Annotated in this window: 17 protein-coding genes and 1 tRNA gene; 6 read left to right on the forward strand and 12 right to left on the reverse strand. The window is 73.1% G+C overall.

Annotated features, from left to right (window positions below):
• Window positions 1-25 precede the first annotated feature (25 nt).
• Window positions 26-1087 (reverse strand): tRNA (adenine-N1)-methyltransferase, encoded by a 1062-nt coding sequence (locus ABD234_RS01465; RefSeq protein ID WP_038370176.1) that lies wholly within the window; start codon window positions 1085-1087, stop codon window positions 26-28.
• Window positions 1088-1185: 98 nt separating this feature from the next.
• A complete protein-coding gene (locus tag ABD234_RS01470; protein ID WP_038370175.1) occupies window positions 1186-2289 on the reverse strand; it encodes a M50 family metallopeptidase in 1104 nt (367 codons plus the stop codon).
• A 101-nt stretch (window positions 2290-2390) separates the two neighbouring features.
• On the opposite strand from ABD234_RS01470, the gene ABD234_RS01475 reads away from it, so the two are divergent.
• Complete coding sequence (locus ABD234_RS01475) at window positions 2391-3194, forward strand: PAC2 family protein (protein WP_038370173.1); 804 nt, start codon at window positions 2391-2393, stop codon at window positions 3192-3194.
• Between the two features lie 25 nt (window positions 3195-3219).
• Here ABD234_RS01475 and mshC read toward each other — a convergent pair whose 3' ends face one another.
• From mshC to ABD234_RS01490, 3 genes are all read right to left on the reverse strand, one after another.
• A complete protein-coding gene (gene mshC / locus ABD234_RS01480; protein WP_038370171.1) occupies window positions 3220-4479 on the reverse strand; it encodes a cysteine--1-D-myo-inosityl 2-amino-2-deoxy-alpha-D-glucopyranoside ligase in 1260 nt (419 codons plus the stop codon).
• Between the two features lie 42 nt (window positions 4480-4521).
• A complete protein-coding gene (locus ABD234_RS01485) occupies window positions 4522-5397 on the reverse strand; it encodes an undecaprenyl-diphosphate phosphatase (protein ID WP_038370169.1) in 876 nt (291 codons plus the stop codon).
• 210 nt (window positions 5398-5607) lie between these two features.
• A complete protein-coding gene (locus tag ABD234_RS01490) occupies window positions 5608-5928 on the reverse strand; it encodes a hypothetical protein (protein ID WP_038370167.1) in 321 nt (106 codons plus the stop codon).
• Between the two features lie 125 nt (window positions 5929-6053).
• On the opposite strand from ABD234_RS01490, the gene ABD234_RS01495 reads away from it, so the two are divergent.
• The 4 genes from ABD234_RS01495 (at window position 6054) to ABD234_RS01510 (ending at window position 8793) form a co-directional block, all read left to right on the forward strand.
• Window positions 6054-6338: a DUF5703 family protein gene (locus ABD234_RS01495; RefSeq protein WP_415749458.1), complete on the forward strand. Its 285-nt coding sequence runs from the start codon at window positions 6054-6056 to the stop codon at window positions 6336-6338.
• Window positions 6339-6425: 87 nt separating this feature from the next.
• Window positions 6426-6935: a prepilin peptidase gene (locus ABD234_RS01500; protein WP_038370166.1), complete on the forward strand. Its 510-nt coding sequence runs from the start codon at window positions 6426-6428 to the stop codon at window positions 6933-6935.
• A gap of 55 nt (window positions 6936-6990) precedes the next feature.
• Window positions 6991-7968 carry a hypothetical protein gene (locus tag ABD234_RS01505; RefSeq protein ID WP_038370165.1) on the forward strand — a complete coding sequence of 326 codons (978 nt, stop codon included), beginning with the start codon at window positions 6991-6993 and terminating at the stop codon, window positions 7966-7968.
• 189 nt (window positions 7969-8157) lie between these two features.
• Window positions 8158-8793 (forward strand): hypothetical protein, encoded by a 636-nt coding sequence (locus tag ABD234_RS01510; protein ID WP_051486389.1) that lies wholly within the window; start codon window positions 8158-8160, stop codon window positions 8791-8793.
• 154 nt (window positions 8794-8947) lie between these two features.
• On the opposite strand, the gene ABD234_RS01515 is transcribed toward ABD234_RS01510, so the two are convergent.
• Window positions 8948-9033, reverse strand: a tRNA-Leu gene (locus tag ABD234_RS01515).
• A 173-nt stretch (window positions 9034-9206) separates the two neighbouring features.
• Here ABD234_RS01515 and ABD234_RS01520 point away from each other — a divergent pair.
• Window positions 9207-9689 (forward strand): tRNA (cytidine(34)-2'-O)-methyltransferase, encoded by a 483-nt coding sequence (locus ABD234_RS01520; protein ID WP_038370164.1) that lies wholly within the window; start codon window positions 9207-9209, stop codon window positions 9687-9689.
• A 51-nt stretch (window positions 9690-9740) separates the two neighbouring features.
• Here ABD234_RS01520 and ABD234_RS01525 read toward each other — a convergent pair whose 3' ends face one another.
• The 6 genes from ABD234_RS01525 to ABD234_RS01550 form a co-directional block, all read right to left on the reverse strand.
• Window positions 9741-10616: a shikimate dehydrogenase gene (locus ABD234_RS01525; protein WP_038370162.1), complete on the reverse strand. Its 876-nt coding sequence runs from the start codon at window positions 10614-10616 to the stop codon at window positions 9741-9743.
• Window positions 10609-11799 carry an endolytic transglycosylase MltG gene (mltG, locus tag ABD234_RS01530; RefSeq protein ID WP_084148168.1) on the reverse strand — a complete coding sequence of 397 codons (1191 nt, stop codon included), beginning with the start codon at window positions 11797-11799 and terminating at the stop codon, window positions 10609-10611. The genes ABD234_RS01525 and mltG overlap by 8 nt, the downstream gene beginning before the upstream one ends.
• Window positions 11799-12347 (reverse strand): Holliday junction resolvase RuvX, encoded by a 549-nt coding sequence (gene ruvX / locus ABD234_RS01535; protein ID WP_038370161.1) that lies wholly within the window; start codon window positions 12345-12347, stop codon window positions 11799-11801. The genes mltG and ruvX overlap by 1 nt, the downstream gene beginning before the upstream one ends.
• The gene (alaS, locus tag ABD234_RS01540; protein ID WP_038370159.1) at window positions 12344-15052 is read right to left on the reverse strand and encodes an alanine--tRNA ligase; all 2709 of its coding nucleotides are present in this window, start codon (window positions 15050-15052) and stop codon (window positions 12344-12346) included. The genes ruvX and alaS overlap by 4 nt, the downstream gene beginning before the upstream one ends.
• A 105-nt stretch (window positions 15053-15157) precedes the next feature.
• Window positions 15158-15784 (reverse strand): 30S ribosomal protein S4, encoded by a 627-nt coding sequence (rpsD, locus tag ABD234_RS01545; RefSeq protein ID WP_038370157.1) that lies wholly within the window; start codon window positions 15782-15784, stop codon window positions 15158-15160.
• Between the two features lie 145 nt (window positions 15785-15929).
• Window positions 15930-17297 carry a replication-associated recombination protein A gene (locus ABD234_RS01550; RefSeq protein ID WP_038370156.1) on the reverse strand — a complete coding sequence of 456 codons (1368 nt, stop codon included), beginning with the start codon at window positions 17295-17297 and terminating at the stop codon, window positions 15930-15932.
• Between the last annotated feature and the right edge of the window lie 13 nt (window positions 17298-17310).

Raw genomic sequence — 17310 nt, forward strand, 5'->3', positions numbered from 1 at the left:
CACGGATGGCGCACGGGGCGCCGGGTCAGCGGTCGCGGCCCTGACGGATGTCCCGCAGCGCCCGCTTGATCTTGCGCGGGGCGACGCCGCGCTCCCCGAGGTCCTGGGCGGACCAGTCGGCATCGCTGCCGCCGAATCCCTCGTTGTCGGGGTGGGTGAGCTCCTCGATGTCCTGCGAGCCGGGAGCGGGGCGACGCGCACGGCTCAGCGCCTGCGTGCCGTGGGCGGTGCGCCGCGCGGTGAGCAGGAACCCCGTGTGGGCGTTCATGCGGTGCTCCGGGCGCACGGCCAGGCCCTCGAGGTGCCAGGGCCGCACGAAGCTCTCCCAGGCGTAGGGCTCGGTGAACTCGCCGTGGGCGCGCAGCGCCTCCGCGGTGCGGGAGAGCTGGGTGACCGTCGCGACGTAGGCGAGGAACACGCCCCCGGAGACCAGCGCACCGGCCGCGGCCTCGATGCACTCCCAGGGGGCGAGCATGTCCAGCACCACGCGGTCCACCACGGGCCCCTCGGAGGACAGCTGCACGGCGACGTCCTGGAAATCGCCGACGGTGAGCTGCCAGGCGGGGTGCGGGCCGCCGAAATAGGTCTCCACGTTCTCGGTGGCGACCTCCGCGAAGTCCTCGCGGCGCTCGATCGAGTGGACCGAGCCCTCCGGGCCGACGGCGCGCAGCAGCGCGGTGGTCAGCCCGCCGGAGCCGACGCCCGCCTCGAGCACCCGCGCCCCGGGGAAGATGTCGCCCCACATGAGGATCTGCGCGGAGTCCTTGGGATAGATGATCGCGGCGCCGCGGGGCATGGAGAGCATGTAGTCGGCATACAGCGGGCGCAGCGCCTGGTAGGCGGTGCCGTTCGAGTCCTGCACGACCACGCCGTCCTCCGCGCCGATCAGCGTGTCGTGACGCAGCACGCCGCGGTGGCTGTGGAACTCGCCGCCCTCCTTGAGGGTGATCGTGTTCATGCGGTTCTTGGCGTCGGCGAGCTGGACCTTGTCGCCCGCCTCGAAGGGGCCGGTGCGGTCCAGGCGCCGGCGCGGGGCGCGCGGCGCCGGGGCGGCGGCGGTCCGGGCGGTCTCGGGCGATTCATCCATGCTCGTCAGTCTAGGTGCGCCCGGCCCGCACGGGACCCGGCGTCCGCCCGCAGGCGGGCCGCTCCGGCCGATGTCACAGCGCCGGGCGGCCCCCGGGCTCAGGCCGCCGGCGCCGATCGGCCGCGCAGATGGGCGTTGACGTCCCTCGAGGCGACGGTCCCGATCGGCTCGCCGGCGGCCGAGCGCACCAGGTACACCGGGTAGGGGCGCGCGAGCATCGCGGTGATCAGCGCGGAGCCCTCCAGGGGCAGGCGCAGCTCCGCCTGCGGCGGCAGCGGGGTCGACACCGCCCGCACCGGGGTGCTCCCCTGGGCGCCGACGGGCACGGCGGCCAGGGCCCGCGGGTCGATCAGGGCGAATCCGATCGTCTCGTCCCCCACCAGCAGGGTCGAGGGGTCGAGCCCGGCCAGCCCGGACACCGGGGCGTCGGCGTCGATCCGGCGGGCGGGGCGCACGAAGCGGGCGAGGTCGGCCCGGGCGACGGCCTCGTCCAGGCGCGCGGTGCGCAGCGCGGAGCTCGCGCCCTGCCACAGCATGGAGGCGATGAGCACGGCCCACAGCATGACCAGCAGCCCCGATCCGTCCATCGACCCGACCGTGCGCCACAGCGCGTAGGCCACCACCAGCACGGCGATGCCGCGGCCGATCCAGGCGGTGATCTGCGTGGCCAGCGCCTGGCGCCGGGTGAGCACGGCGAGCAGGCCCTCGAGGGCGCGGCCGCCGTCCATCGGCAGTCCGGGCAGCAGGTTGAAGACCGCCAGGGCGTAGTTGAGCGTCGAGGCGAAGAAGAGGAAGGCCGCGGCGGCGGAGCCGTCGGGCACGAGCGGATCGGCCAGCGCCGCGCCCGCCCCGAGGACCGCGTTGCTCAGCGGACCCACCACGGAGATGACGATCGAGTGCCAGGAGCGCAGGCGCCCGCCGCTGTACTGGGTGTGGCCGCCCCACAGGGTCAGCGCGATGTGATCGACCTTCGCCCCGAAGGCGAGGGCGGCGACGGTGTGCGCGAGCTCGTGGACGGCGACCGAGAGGATCATGAACAGGCCGATGCCGACGGCGACCGCCAGCGCCGTCCCGGGCGAGATCCCCTCGACCCGGGCCACCGCGGGGTGCACCAGCAGCGCCAGCACGGCGACGGTGACGAGCGTCCCCAGCGAGATCCGGATGGGCGGCAGCGCTCCCAGGCGCAGTTCGGGCTGCTTCACTCTCGTGGTCTCCTCCGTCGTCCGGGCCCCGGCACCCGCGGTCCGCCCACCGAGCATATCGGCGCGCCCCCGAGGGGCTCCTGGAGACCTATGATCGGACGATGACCCGCATCGCTGTGACCGCCTTCGGCGGCTGGAACGATGCCGGGGAGGCCGCGACCGGCGTGATCGAGCACCTGCTCTCCGTGTGGCCCTCCCGGCGGCTCGCGCTCATCGACGCGGAGGACTACACCGACTTCCAGGTCAGCCGGCCCTCGATCCGCACCTCCGAGGAGGGGCTGCGGGAGATCGAGTGGCCGGACACGGCCGTCGACCTCGTCACCCCGCAGCGCGGCGGCGAGCTGGTGCTCGTCCACGGTCCGGAGCCGTCGCTGCGCTGGAAGTCCTACTGCGCCGAGGTGCTCGCGCAGATCGACGCCGCCGGCGCGACCGCCCTCGTCTCCCTGGGGGCGCTGCTGGCCGATGCCCCGCACACCCGGCCGCTGCCGGTGAGCTCCCGGGTCGAGCCCGGCACCCACGAGCGCGCCGCGGAGGACGCCTACGAGGGACCGATCGGGATCCCCGGCGTGCTGGGCCGCCTGGCGGTGGCCCGCGGTCTGCGCACCACCTCGCTGTGGGTGCAGGTGCCGCACTACGTGGCCCAGAATCCGGCCCCGAAGGCCGTGCTGAGCCTCATCTCGGAGCTCCAGTCCGTGGTCACCGCCCCGATCCCGCTGGGCGACCTCGAGGAGGACGCCGCCGCCTGGGTGCGCGGCGTCGACGAGCTGTGCCGCACCGACCCGGAGGTCGCCGACTACGTGCAGCGCCTGGAGCGGGCGCAGGACGCCACGGACCTGCCCGAGGCCAGCGGCGATGCGATCGCCCGCGAGTTCGAGCAGTTCCTGCGCCGCCGCGAGGAGGAGTAGCGGGCGGCGCAGCGCCCGCCCCGTCTCACAGGGCGATGCCGAGCAGGGCGTCCAGGGCGGCCGGAACATCCGCGGGGCGCTGCGCGCCGGGGACCGCCGCCGGCGCCGCGTCGCGGCCCGGGGAGGCGCCGCCGGCCCACCGGTCCAGCACGCGCAGGGCGCGCTCGGTGTCGAGGTCCTCGCGCAGCGCGTCGCGCAGGGCGGCGACCACGTCGGAGTCGTCGGCCCCCTCGCGGGCGGCGGCGCGGTAGGCGGCCAGACGCTGCTGCGCCCGGGCGAGCTCGGCGTCGGTCCACTCCCAGTCGCTGCGGTAGTGGTGGGCCATGAGGACCAGGCGGATCGCCGCCGGGTCCACGCCCTGGCGCACCAGCTCGGAGACGAACACGAGGTTGCCCAGGGACTTGCTCATCTTCTCGCCCTGGTAGGCGACCATCCCCACGTGCGGGTACACGGACGCGAAGCCCTCGCCCAGCGCCGCCGCGTGGGAGGCGCTCATGTCGTGGTGGGGGAAGATGAGGTCCCTTCCGCCGGTCTGCACGTCGAAGGGCAGGCCCAGGCCGCCCTCCGCGATCGCGACGCACTCCACGTGCCAGCCGGGGCGGCCCCGGCCCAGGCTCCCGGCGTCCCAGGCGGGCTCGCCGGGGCGCTCGGCGCGCCACAGCAGAGGATCGAAGGTCCCCCGCTTGCCCGCGCGGTCCGGGTCCCCGCCGCGCTCGGCGAAGACCTCGAGCATCTGGGCGGCGTCCCAGCCGCTGACGCCGCCGAGGGCGCCGTCCTGCGCGAGGTCCAGGTACCAGTCCTCGCCGTCGGAGTCGGGGGTGGGCACCTGATAGGCGCGGCCGGCCGCGACCAGCCGCTGGACCAGGGCGATGATCTCGTCCATCGCCTCGCTCACGGAGAGGTAGGTCTGCGGGGGGATGATCCGCAGGGCCTCCATGTCGCCGGAGAAGCGGTCGGTCTCGCGCTGGGCCAGCTCGCGCCAGTCCATGCCGTCGCGGTCGGCGCGCTCCAGGAGCGGGTCGTCGACGTCGGTGACGTTCTGGGCGACCTCGACCTCGAAGCCGGCGTCGAGCAGGGCGCGGCGCATGAGGTCGGCGGCGTGGTACGTCGCGGCATGGCCGAGGTGGGTCGAGTCGTACGGGGTGATCCCGCAGACGTACAGCCGGGCCCTGCCGGGCTGGGCGGGCCGGACCTCCTGGATCAGACCGCTGCGCGTGTCATGCAGCCGCGGTGCCTCACCGCTCGCGGGAAGGGGCGTGATCTGCGGTGTTCTCCAGGCTCGCACCCGTCGATCATACGCACGCGGGCCTGGGCGACGGCTCCGGGATCAGGCCCCGCCGGCCAGGGGATGGATCACACCGGTGCCCAGCAGGAGCAGCAGGACGACGCCCGCGCCGACGCGGTAGAGGACGAAGGGCAGGTAGCTGCGGTTCTCGATGAGCCGCATGAACCACACGATCACCACGTACCCGACGGCGAAGGAGACGACGGTCGCGATGAGGATCGCCAGCAGGCTGGGCTCCCCCGCGGCCATGGCCGCCGCCCGCCCGTCGGCGCTCAGCAGCGGGGGGACCTCCTTGGCGGCCTTGTACAGGCCGGAGGCGAACACCGCGGGGACGGCCAGGAGGAAGGCGTAGCGCGCGGCGGCCTGGCGGGTGTAGCCCATCAGCAGGCCCGCCGTGATGGTTCCGCCGGAGCGCGAGACCCCGGGGATCAGCGCCAGCGCCTGGGCGCCGCCGTAGATCAGGCCGTCCTTGATGGTGAGGTCCTTGAGCTCCTTGCGCTGCGGGGCGATGCGGTCCGCGACGCCGAGGAAGAGGCCGAAGCCGATGAGCATCGCGGCGGTGATGTAGAGGTTCCGCAGGGAGTGGTCGATCTGGTCCTCGAACAGCAGGCCCAGCACGCCGATCGGGATCGAGCCGATGATCACCAGCCAGCCCATGCGCACGTCCGGATCGGACTGGGGCACCTTCCCGGCGAGGGCGCGGAACCAGCGGCCGATGATCCGCGTGATGTCCTTCCAGAAGTAGAGCAGCACGGCCGTCTCGGTGCCCAGCTGGATGATCGCGGTGAAGGCGGCGCCGGGCTCGCGGCCGGGCATGAGGAACTCGCCGACGACACGGAGATGGGCGCTCGAGGACACGGGGAGGAACTCGGTCAGCCCCTGCACGATGCCCAGGATGATCGCATCGATGAAGCTCACGGACTCTCCTGGAGGGAACGGGGGCGCGCAGGAAGCGGCCCGATGACGGTGAGGAGGGCACGGCCGCCTCCGCGGCATCCGGCCGCGGGGCGGCGCCGGCGGACTGCGCCCGCCGGGGCCCCGTGACACAGTACGCGGCGCCCGGTGCAGGACCGGGCGCCGCGCAGCGGATCAGCGGTGAAGATTCCGTGCAGGAGCGGAAGGAGGCGCTCAGCGCTCCTGGTCGTCCTCGCCGTCCTCCTCGTAGTCGTCATCCTCGTCCTCGTCGTCGTCCTCGTCGTCGTCGAGGTCGTCGAAGTCATCGAAGTCGTCGTCATCGTCCTCGTCGTCGCCGTCGAAGACGATCAGCGGGGTGGCGATGTCGTAAGCCTCGAAGAGGGCGTCGTCGTAGGCGTCGAAGGCGGTGGTCAGACCGTCGGTGGCGGCATCCAGGGCGGGGTCGTCGTCGCCGTGCGAGGCTGCCGCCGCCTCGTAGTGGCGCTCCAGGGCTGCGATGAGAGCGGCGAGTGCTGCACGCGGATCCGTGTTCATGGTTGGACCGTACCGTGTTCAGCGGCACAATGGACAGTCCTGTTCCCCACCTCGTCCCGACCGCTCCCCGTCCTCTCCCCTCGGGTCCGGAGCCCGGACCCGCCCCGCGTGAAACGGAGGTCCCTGTGGCCCGCAGAACGGCGCGCAGCACGCATCCCTCGATCCGCATCCAGCCCACCGGCTCGGCCGGCGACCTGCCCCTGGAACCGGGACGGAGACCCGAGGACTACGAGTTCCAGATCGTCACCATCCCGCGCGGGGTGTCGATCTCGGCGGCGCGCTCCTCGGTCACCGAGGAGGCGGAGTACGGCCGCTGGGAGCTCGCCCGCACCCGGATGTACATCGGCGGGGCGCAGAAGGTGTGGATGCGCCGGCGCATCCTCAGGGTGCGCTCGACCCTGCAGCGCTGAGGGCGGCTCCGGCCCCCGCACGGCAGCGCTCGGCGCCGTCGTCCACAGCCCCGCCCGGGCCCGGCCGGGTTCTGCTGGAATAGGCCCATGCCCTCCCCCGAGCTCCCTGCGCTGTGCGTGCTGCTGCTGGTGTTCTGTCCGCAGGCGGTCGCGCTCGCCTGGATCGACGGGCGCGAGCATCGCCTGCCCAACCGGCGGGTGGCCCTCCTCACCGGCTCCACGGCGGCGGCGCTCGGCCTGCTCGCCGTGCTCCGGCCGGACCTGAGGTCACCGCTGGGCACCGCTGCCGTGCTCGCGCTGGTCTGCGCCGTCGCCGGCATCGGCGTGGCGCTGCTGGCCCCGCAGCTGATCGGGATGGGCGACGCCAAGACCGCGCCGGTCGTCGTGCTCATGTCCGCGACCCTCGGCCCGTACGTGCTGGTCGCGGCCGTGCTGGGGGTCCTCCTGCTGGCGGGAGCGGCCGGCGCCGCGGCCTGGGCGGTGACCCGCAGGGCCGATGCCCGCTTCGCCGTCGGCCCGGTGCTGCTGGCGGGCCCGTTCCTGGGTCTGCTCGCGAGCCCGCTGGTGGCGGTCGCCCTGGGCTCCTCCGCGGCATGACCCGCACGCCCGCCCCCTGACCTCGGATCCGCCCTCCGACGAGAGGACCCCGCCCATGCGCATCACCACCCTGACCGATCCCGCCGCCCCGGATCGCACCAATGAGGACGCGGTCGCGCTGGGGCCCGATCTCGCGGTCGTCGTGGACGGCGCCGGCCTGGACAAGGCGATGCGCCGCGGCTGCTCGCACTCGGTCTCCTGGTACTCCCGCACCCTCGCCCACGAGTTCGCGCTGCGCCTCGCGGAAGGGCCGGAGGAGCACGATGAGGACGCGCCCGCGGCCTCCCCGGGCGCGGTGCCGGCGGCCGGAGGGGGCGCGGTGCCGGCGGCCGTCGAGGTCGGGGTCCCGGCGGCTGCCGAGGGCGGGGGCCCGGAGGCTGCCGGTCGTCGGCTGGGCATGCGGGAGGCCCTGGGCGGGGCGATCGCGGCCGTGCGGGATCGGCACGCGAGGACCTGCGACCTCGCCGCCGGTAGCCCGAGCGGCACGGTGGCCGCCTGGCGGGTGCGCGATAGGACCCTCGAGACCCTCGTGCTCTGCGACGCGGCCATCATCGTGGCGCGCACCGACGCCGAGGGGTCGGTGGCCCGCGCCGATCTCACCACCGATCTGCGCGTCCACGATGCCGTCGCGGCGAAGCGCCGCGAGCTCGCGGCCCGGGAGGAGGCGGCGCCGGTGGGCTCTGCGGCGCGCGAGGAGATCCCTCTGCGCTTCCGTGCGCTGGACGCGGCACGCAACGTGGAGGACGGGTTCTGGTGCGCGCACCACGATCCCGCGGCGGCCGAGCACGCGATCGTCCAGCAGCTCCCGTGGTCCGACGAGCTGTGCGTCATCGCCGCGAGCGACGGCGCGGTCCGCGCGATCCTGGAGCTCGGCACGCATACCGTCGAAGAATTCGCCGATGCCTGCGCGCACGGCGGCGAGGACGTGCTCGCCTCGGACATCCGCGCGGAGGAAGACCGTCAGCTCGACCGGTACCGAGCCCGGGGCGCGAAGGTCCACGACGATCTGACCCTGGCGATCGGGCGTCCTTGACCAGCACCGATGATCCTGGAAGCGCGATCGGCCGTGGCGCCACGGGAACAATGGATCCGCCGTGATCGTCCTGTGATAGCACTTCGCCTCACGAAGGAAGCGGCTTACCGATTCACAAGAATTCCAGAAGCCATGATCACGAACAGATGACGACGAAATCCCCCTGTGTCTTGCGCCACATGTCGGCGTGTGCTTAGGGTCGAGCCCGGGCACGAGCTCGACGGCAGAGATCCATCACGACCAGAGGACCTGATCACCATAACCGAGACCAACGGCAGCGGACAGTTCGGCAGCGACGACGAGACGCAGGGCCGGTTCCAGGGCTCCTCCGACGAGCACGGCTACGGCAACGACGAGAGCTCGGAGCAGGACGGCTACGGCCAGTCGGAGGGACAGTCCTCCCAGGGCGGCTACGGCCAGTCGGAGGGACAGTCCTCCCAGGGCGGCTACGGCCAGTCGGAGGGACAGTCCTCCGCGGGCGGCTACAGCAGCGGCGGGGAGTCCTCCGAGGGCGGCTACAGCAGCGGCGGGGAGTCCTCCGAGGGCGACGGCTACGGCCGGTCTTCCGAAGACTCGTTCTCCCAGGGCGGCTACGGCGGCGGCGACTCCGCCGTGGTCGGCGATGACGACCAGCTCTCCGGAGGCGGCTCCTCCCAGGGCGGCTACGACGGCGGCGACACCTCGGAGGGCGGCGGCCTCGGCCGGTCCTCCCAGGGCGAGACGTCCGAGAGCGGGTACGGCGGCGGCTCCTCCGAGGGCGGCTACAGCGGCGGGGAGACCTCCGAAGGAGACTCCTCCGAGGGCGGCTTCGGCGAGGACCGCTGAGCCACGATCCGGAGCCCCCGCCCAGGGCGGCGGGCTCGCACCGGTCCGGACGGCAGGACGCCGAGGTCGCCTGAGACGCCGACGCCCCCCGGATACGCGAAGGGCCCCGACGCATCTGCGTCGGGGCCCTTCCGATGTCCTGCGACATCGTCGGTGTCCGAGGGGGGACTTGAACCCCCACGCCCTAATACGGGCACTAGCACCTCAAGCTAGCGCGTCTGCCAATTCCGCCACCCGGACAGGTGATCTTCCGCGGCTCCCACCGCGAAGGCAACGAGTAAACAGTAGCACGAGCCGAGGGGCGTCCATGACGCTGTGACCACCACAGACGCTGTTCGTGAAGACAATCACGCTCGGGCGGCGCCCGTGCCCGTGCCTTCTGCCGGCCGGAGGCGACGTGGGAGGATCCCGGCATGGTCCACGTCATCTTCCACGAGCCCCGCATCGCCGGGAACACCGGCAATGCGATCCGCCTGGCCGCCGTCACCGGAGCGCGCCTGCATCTCGTCGAGCCGCTCGGCTTCGACTTCGAGGACGCCAAGCTGCGCCGCGCGGGACTGGACTACCACGATCTCGCCGAGGTGCGGATCCACCCCGACATCGACACGGCGCTCGCGACGCTGCCCGGATCGCGGGTCTTCGCGTTCACTGCACGGACCGAGACGTCCTTCGCGGACGTCGAGTACCGCCGGGACGACGTCCTGCTGTTCGGCGCCGAGCCGACGGGCCTGCCCGAGCACGTGCTCGCGCACCCGCGGGTGACGGCGCATCTGCGGATCCCGATGCTCCCGGCGCGCCGCAGCCTCAATCTCGCCAACTCGGCATCGATCGCGGTGTACGAGGCGTGGCGGCAACTCGGGTACGAGGGATCCGCCGCTCCGGGCGAGAGCGCCTGAGAGCTCCCCCGAGCGGCACGGCCCGGCTCCGATCCGGCAGGACGCGGTGCCTCAGGCCTCGTCGGCGCGGCGGGCCAGCTCCTCGAGAGCCGCCTGCATCATCGGCGCGACGGGCCCCTCGTCCACGCCGAGCATGGACTCGACCTGCCGGGCGGCCTGGTGCACGAGCATCTCGAGACCGCTGGCGACCGCTCCCCCGCGCTCGGCGAGGAGCTCGGTGAGCGGACTGGGCCACGGATCGTAGAGGACGTCGAGGAAGACCGCCGGGACGGGGAGGCTCCCGGCGGACTCCCATGCGGTGCGCAGCGGCGGGGAGCCGGGGGCCGCGATCGCGCTGACCACGGCGTCGGCGGAGAGCACGGTGCGGCTCTCGGACCAGTCCACCACGCGACCGGCGGCACCGCGCTCGGCGGCGTGGGCGAGCAGCGGCGCGAGCTTCTCGGGCGCGCGGGCGCTGAACAGGATCTCCTGCGCACCCATCTCGGCCAGCGCATCGGTCGCGGACAGGGCCGTCGCGCCGGAGCCCAGCACCCCGCCCCGGGTGATCCCCCGCAGCCCGTGGTCGGCGAAGGTGGCGACGATCCCGTGGACGTCGTGGTTCTCGGCCCGCCAGCTGCCATCGTCCGCGCGCACGAGCGTGTTCGAGATGCGCAGGCGCGCGCTCACCGCATCGTGGTGCGCCGCGAGCGCGAACGCCTCGGGCTTGCCGGGCATCGTCACGCTCAGCCCGCGCAGGTCGCGCCCCGGCCCGTCGGCGAGGAACTGCCGCAGCCGGCCGGCCGGCACCTCGAAGGCGTCGTACGTGGGGCCGTCCAGCCCCAGCGCCCGGTAGGCGGCGCGGTGCAGCACCGGGGACAGGGAATGGCCGATGGGGCTGCCGACCACGGCGAAGCGTCCGTTCGACGTCGCGTGCCCGGGCTCAGCCATCCTTGGCCGCCGCCCATTCCTGCCATTCGCGGACGTTGGCGTCATGCTCCGCCTTGGTGGTCGCGAACTTGGTCTCGCCCGTGTCGGTGTTGACGGTCACCCAGTACAGCCAGTCGCCCTCCGGCGGGTCGAGCACGGCGTCGATGGTCGCCGCGCCGGGGTTGGCGATCGGGCCGACGGGGAGGCCGGCGCGCATATAGGTGTTGTACGGGCTGTCCACGGCCCGCTCCTCCGGGGTGGTGGAGACGGCCTTGCGGCCCGAGACGTAGGCGACGGTGGAGTCCAGCTGCAGCTTCATCGGCCGGCCGCCGGCCTCGCCGACTCCCGCCAGGCGGTTGTCGATGGTCCGGGCCACCTTGCCGTAGTCCTCGGGGGTGCGCGCCTCCTTCTCGGCGATCGAGGCGATGGTGAGCGTGGAGTGCCACTGGTCCGGCGGGATCTCGCGCGCCTCGAGCTCGGACTTCATGCGCTCCCACATCATCGTGAGCACCTGCTGGGCGGTGGCGTCCTCGGGGATGTCGTAGCGGCCGGGCCACAGGTACCCCTCGATGCTCCCGGCGGGGTTCTCCGGGACCCCGATGGCGGCCGGATCGCCGGTGAGCGCCTCGAAGTCCTCGACGGGGATGCCCGTCGCCTCCGAGAGCCGCGGGTAGATGTCGCTCAGGCGCAGTCCCTCCGGGATCGTCACCCGGAATCCGGCCAGGCTCGCCGGGTCCAGCAGCATCGTGAGCGCCGCGGAGGAGGACATCTGCGTCCTGAGCCGGTAGGTGCCCGGCGTGATCGAGGCGGCCTCCGGCGTGTTGGCGAACAGGGAGATGAACGGGCCGGTGGAGAGGATGACGTCGTTCTCGACGAGCGTCTTGGCGATGTCGGTTCCGGTGTCGCCCTGCTTGACCTCGATCACGACCTCGCCGGTGCCGGGCCCCTCGTAGTCGGTCGGCTCGGCCTGGCCGATGTTCACCGCGCCGGTGAGCCACTGGTACCCGTACACGCCGCCGACGCCGAGGCCGCCGATCGCGAGGAGGACGACGAGCACGGGCAGCACTCGGCGCAGCGGGCTGCGGCGCGGAGCACGTCGACGGCCGGTGAGCGGCTTCTTGACCACGGCGCCGCCCTCCGCCTCGGACGAGGGCTCGCCGCTCTGGGAGTCGGCGATCTCGTCGAAGGAGCTGCGCTTGTTCATCAGGGTTCCTTCCGCGCCGGTGAGGAGGGCGGGACCTCGCCGTCGGGCGGGGTCCCGTCGGGGAGGGCGGGCTCGACCAGCTCGCCGGCCCGCGCTCCCGTGCTGCGCTCCGTCTCCAGGGCGCTCTGCAGGATCATCACGGCCGCGACCTGGTCCACCACGGTGCGGTGCTTGCGTCCCTTGCGGCCCGCGGAGTGCAGGGCCTTGTGGGCATCGACCGTGGTGAGCCGTTCGTCGACCAGTCTGACCTCGACGTCCTGGCCCGCCGCGAGGAGGGCGGCCGTGAGCTCCGCGCAGAAGTCGCGGGCCTTCCGGGCCGCCGGGCCCTCGCTGCCGTCCAGTCGTCGGGGCAGCCCGACCATGATGGCACGCGGCTCCATCTCCCGGACATGATCCAGCACCGTCGCGGCGGCGGTGTCGCGGGCCAGCGTGTCGATCGGGGTCGCGATCAGGCCGTCCAGGTCGCTGCGGGCCAGTCCGACGCGGACGTCGCCGACGTCCACGCCGAACCGGATGCCGCGCGGAACGCCGCCGCCCTGCCCGGTCATGCGGACGCGGCGACCGTGACCGCGGCGGCGACCGCGTCCAGCGCCTGGGCGGTCCGGGCGCTGTCGCCGCCGCCTCCCTGCGCAAGGTCGTCCTTGCCGCCTCCGCGCCCGCCCATGGCCTCCGCCCCGGCGCGCAGCAGCGCCCCGGCCCGGAGCCCCTTCTCCCGGGCGCTCGCATTGGTCGCGACGACCAGGGCGGCCTTCCCGTCGACCGAGCCGGTGACCGCGACGACGCTCGGAGCGTCCTCGCCGAGGCGGGAGCGGAGGTCCGTGACCAGCGTGCGCAGGTCTCCCGCGGCGACGCCCTCCCCCGCATCGTGCACGAGCAGGCGCACCCCACCCGCGTCGCGGGCGCTGCCGGCGAGCTCCCCGGCCTGGGCCTGCAGCTGGGCGCCGCGCAGGGCGGCGAGCTGCTTCTCCATGTCCTTCACCCGCTGGGCGAGGCCGCGGACCCGCTCCGGGAGATCCTCGGCGGAGCCGACCTTCAGCAGCTCGGTGAGCTGGGAGACGAGCGCGTGCTCCTTGGCCTGGAAGCGGTATGCCGACAGGCCCACCAGCGCGTCGACGCGGCGCACCCCGGACCCGATCGAGGACTCGCCCATGAGCTGGACGGTGCCGATCGCTCCGGTGGTGGCGACGTGCGTCCCGGCGCACAGCTCCTTGGACCAGTCCCCGCCGATGGAGACGACCCGGACGATCTCCGGGTACTTCTCGCCGAACAGGGCCATCGCGCCGGCGGCGCGGGCCTCCTCCAGGGGCATCTGCTGGTCGGTGACCAGCAGCTCCTGCTGCAGCTGCGTGTTGACCCGCCCCTCGATCTGCTCCAGGGAGCTCCTGGGCACCCCCTGGCCGTACCGGAAGTCGAAGCGCATGCGGCCCGGGGAGTTCTCCGAGCCCGCCTGGGTGGCGCCGTCGCCGAGCTCCTCGCGCAGCGCCTGGTGGACCATGTGGGTCGCGGTGTGGGCGCGCGCGATCGCGCCGCGGCGCTCGAGGTCGATCTCGGCGATCGCGCCGACGCCGGCCGCCGCCGTGCCCTCGACCAGGCGTCCGCGATGCACGATGAGGCCCTTCACCGGGGACTGCACGTCGTCGACCTCGACGATGCCGCCGTTGTTCAGCGCGATGCGGCCCTGATCGGCCAGCTGACCGCCCATCTCCGCGTAGAACGGGGTGGCGGCGAGGACGATCTCGACCTCGGCCGGGGCGTCGACCGCGTCGACGAGGGCGCCGTCCACGAGCACGGACTCGACGGTGGTGGAGACGGTGTGGTCGGTGTAGCCGAGGAACGGCACGGCCTCGCCGCGCTCGCCCAGGAGGCGGTTGTAGACGGCCGTGTCCGCATGGCCGCCCTTCTTCGCGGCCGCATCCGCCCGCGCCCGCTCGCGTTGCTCCTGCATGGCGGAGCGGAAGCCGCCCTCGTCCACGGACAGCCCGACCTCCTGGGCCATCTCCAGGGTCAGGTCGATCGGGAAGCCGTAGGTGTCATGCAGCCGGAACGCGTCGGCGCCGGAGACGCTGCGGCCGCCCGAGGCCCGCACCTCCTCGGCGACCTGGTCGAAGATCGCGCTCCCGGTGACCAGGGTGCGGCGGAAGGCGTCCTCCTCCGCGTAGATGACCTCGCGGATGCGCTCGGCGTCGGCCTCGAGGGAGGGGTAGGCCTCCTGCATCGCTGTCAGCGACACGGGAAGCAGCTCCGGCATCGCGGGCCGGTCGTAGCCGAGCAGGCGCACGGAGCGTACCGCACGGCGGATCAGGCGCCGCATGACGTAGCCGCGGCCCTCGTTGCCGGGGCGCACGCCGTCCGAGGCGAGCATCATCGCGCTGCGGACGTGGTCGGCGACCACGCGCATGCGCACGTCGTCCTCCGCATCGGCGCCGTAGGTGCGGCCCGTGAGCTGCTGGGTGCGCTCGATGACGGGGAAGACCTGGTCGGTCTCGTACATGTTCTGCTTGTCCTGCAGCAGGTAGGCCAGGCGCTCGACGCCGAGCCCGGTGTCGATGGCCTTGTCGTCCAGCTCGCCGAGCAGCTCGTAGTCCTTGCCCGCGCCGGGACCGCGCAGGAACTGGTCGAACACGAGGTTCCAGATCTCGAGGTAGCGGTCCTCGGCGCGCTCGTCGCCGGGCCACTGCGCCTGCCGGCCCGAGGGGGCGTCGGGCCCGTAGTCGGGGCCGCGGTCGTAGTACCACTCGCCGGTGGAGCCGGCGGGGCCGGGCTGGCCGGTGTCCCAGCAGCTCTCCTCCCAGGGCAGCTGCACGATGCGGGCGGGATCCAGGCCGATCACCTCGGTGAGATGGGTGTAGGACTCCTGGTCCTCCTCCCACAGGGTGATCCACAGCCGCTGCGGGTCCAGGCCGAACCCGCCCTCGTCCTGCGAGGAGGTGAGGAGCTCCCAGGAGAAGTCGATCGCCCCGGCCTTGAAGTAGTCGCCGAAGGAGAAGTTCCCGGCCATCTGGAAGAAGGTGCCGTGCCGCGTGGTGCGCCCGACGTTCTCGATGTCGTTGGTGCGGATGCACTTCTGCACGCTCGCGGCGCGCGGCCAGGGCGCCTTCTCGGTCCCCACGATGTACGGGATGAACGGCACCATGCCGGCGATCGTGAAGAGGATCGACGGATCCGAGGAGACGAGCGAGGCGCTGGGCACTGCGGCGTGCCCCTTCTTCTCGAAGAAGTCGAGGAATCGTCTCTGGATCTCGGCGGTGCGCATGGGGGTGGGTGTCCTTCCTGGACGGGTCGTACGGAGGGGAAAGCGAAAGCCCCGGTCAGCGTACCGGAGTACGGCTGCCGGGGCTGTTCGGCTGAGCGGGTGCGGTCAGCGGGCGTAGTACTCCACGACCAGGGCGACGTCGACGGTCACGGGGACCTCGGCGCGCTTGGGGCGGGAGACCAGCTTGGCCTTGAGCTCGGGAAGCTCCACCGACAGGTAGGCCGGCGTGGACGCCAGCACGTCGGCGTTGCCGCCCTCGGCAGCGATCTGGAAGGGCTCCATGGCCTGGGACTTCGGCTTGATCTGGATGGTCTGGCCCGGCTTCACGCGGAAGGAGGGACGGTCCACCAGCTTGCCGTCGACCAGCACGTGACGGTGCACGACGGCCTGGCGGGCCTGCAGGGTGGTGCGGGCGAAGCCGGCGCGCAGCACCAGCGCGTCCAGGCGGCTCTCCAGCAGCTCCACCATCGACTCACCGGTCAGGCCCGGCTGCTTCTTGGCATCGAGGTAGGCGCGGTGCATCTGCTTCTCGCGCAGGGCGTACTGCGCGCGCAGACGCTGCTTCTCGCGGAGACGGACCGCGTAGTCCGACTCGGTGCGACGACGGGCGCGGCCGTGCTCGCCCGGGGGGTAGGGGCGCTTCTCGAAGTACTTCACGGACTTCGGGGTCAGCGGGAGCCCGAGGGCTCGAGAGAGGCGCGCCTGGCGGCGCGCACGGGTGACGTTGGTCACGAGGTATACCTCTTGTTCGCGTGGTGTGAATCCAGAAAGGCAGCCGCGGATTCAGGCTACGACTCTAATCGAGGCGGTCGCCCTGCTCAACCGGGCACGGCGTGATCCGCGTCGTGTCCCCCTGTGCCGTCCATCACCCGCGCCCTCATCCCTGGCCGCGGATGATCCGCCGCAGCGCCGGCACCCGGCGGGCGAGGTCGGCCTCCGCGCCGTGGGAGGTCGGCTCGTAGTAGTCCGTGCCGACCAGGTCGTCCGGCGGGTACTGCTGGGTCGCCACGCCGTGCGGGGCGTCGTGGGCGTACTGGTATCCCTCGCCGTGGCCGAGCTTCTTCGCCCCCGCGTAGTGCGCGTCGCGCAGCCCCGCGGGCACGGTCGTCCCGCGCCCGGCCCGGACATCGGCGATCGCGGCATCCAGCGCCGTGTAGGCGGCGTTGGACTTGGGAGCGGTGGCGATGTGGACGACCGCCTGCGCCAGCGGGATGCGCCCCTCGGGCATGCCGAGCATCTGCACGGCCTGCATGGCGGCCACGGCGACCTGCAGCGCCGTCGGATCCGCCATGCCGACCTCCTCGCTGGCGGCGATCACCACGCGCCGGGCGATGAACCGGGGGTCCTCCCCCGCCTCGATCATCCGGGCGAGGTAGTGCAGCGCGGCGTCCACGTCCGAGCCGCGCATGGACTTGATGAACGCGCTGGTGACGTCGTAGTGCTGGTCGCCGGCGCGGTCGTAGCGCAGGGCGGCGCGGTTGACGGCCTGCGAGAGCGTCGCCGCATCGATCTCCCGGGCCTCCGTCTGGAGCGCCGCCGCGGCGGCGGCCTCGAGGGACGTGAGGATCTTGCGGGCGTCCCCGCCGCCCAGGCGCAGCAGCGCCTCGCGCGCCTCCTCGGTGAGGGTGACCGCGCCGCCCAGACCGCGCTCGTCGGCCAGGGCCCGGTCCACCAGGGTGTCCAGGTCGCTGCGCTCGAGGGATTCGAGGGTGAGCACGATCGACCGGGACAGCAGCGGGGAGATCACCGAGAAGTACGGGTTCTCGGTGGTGGCGGCGATGAGGGTCACCCACCGGTTCTCGACGCTGGGCAGCAGGGCGTCCTGCTGGGACTTGGAGAAGCGGTGCACCTCGTCGACGAACAGGACCGTCTCGCGGCCCACGGTGCGCAGCCGGGAGCGGGCCTGGTCCACCACGTCACGGATGTCCTTGACCCCTGCGAGAACCGCGCTGACCTCGACGAACTCTCGGTCGCCGGACTGTGCGACGACGTAGGCGAGGGTGGTCTTGCCGGTGCCGGGCGGGCCCCAGAGGATCACGGAGCTGGGCGCGGTGCGGGAGTCGTCGGCCGCGACCAGGCGTCGCAGTGGGCTGCCGGGCTCGAGCGCGGCGCGCTGGCCGACGATCTCCTCGAGGCTGCGCGGGCGCATCCGCACCGCGAGCGGCGCGCGGTGGTCGCGGTTGCGGTCCGAGAGCGTGCGGGGCGCCGGGGCGTCGCCGGACAGCGAGAACAGGTCCTCCTCCATCCCTCCAGCCTAG

The sequence above is a fragment of the Brachybacterium phenoliresistens genome (genome assembly GCF_039530785.1).
In the GTDB taxonomy this organism is placed as follows: Bacteria; Actinomycetota; Actinomycetes; order Actinomycetales; family Dermabacteraceae; genus Brachybacterium; species Brachybacterium phenoliresistens.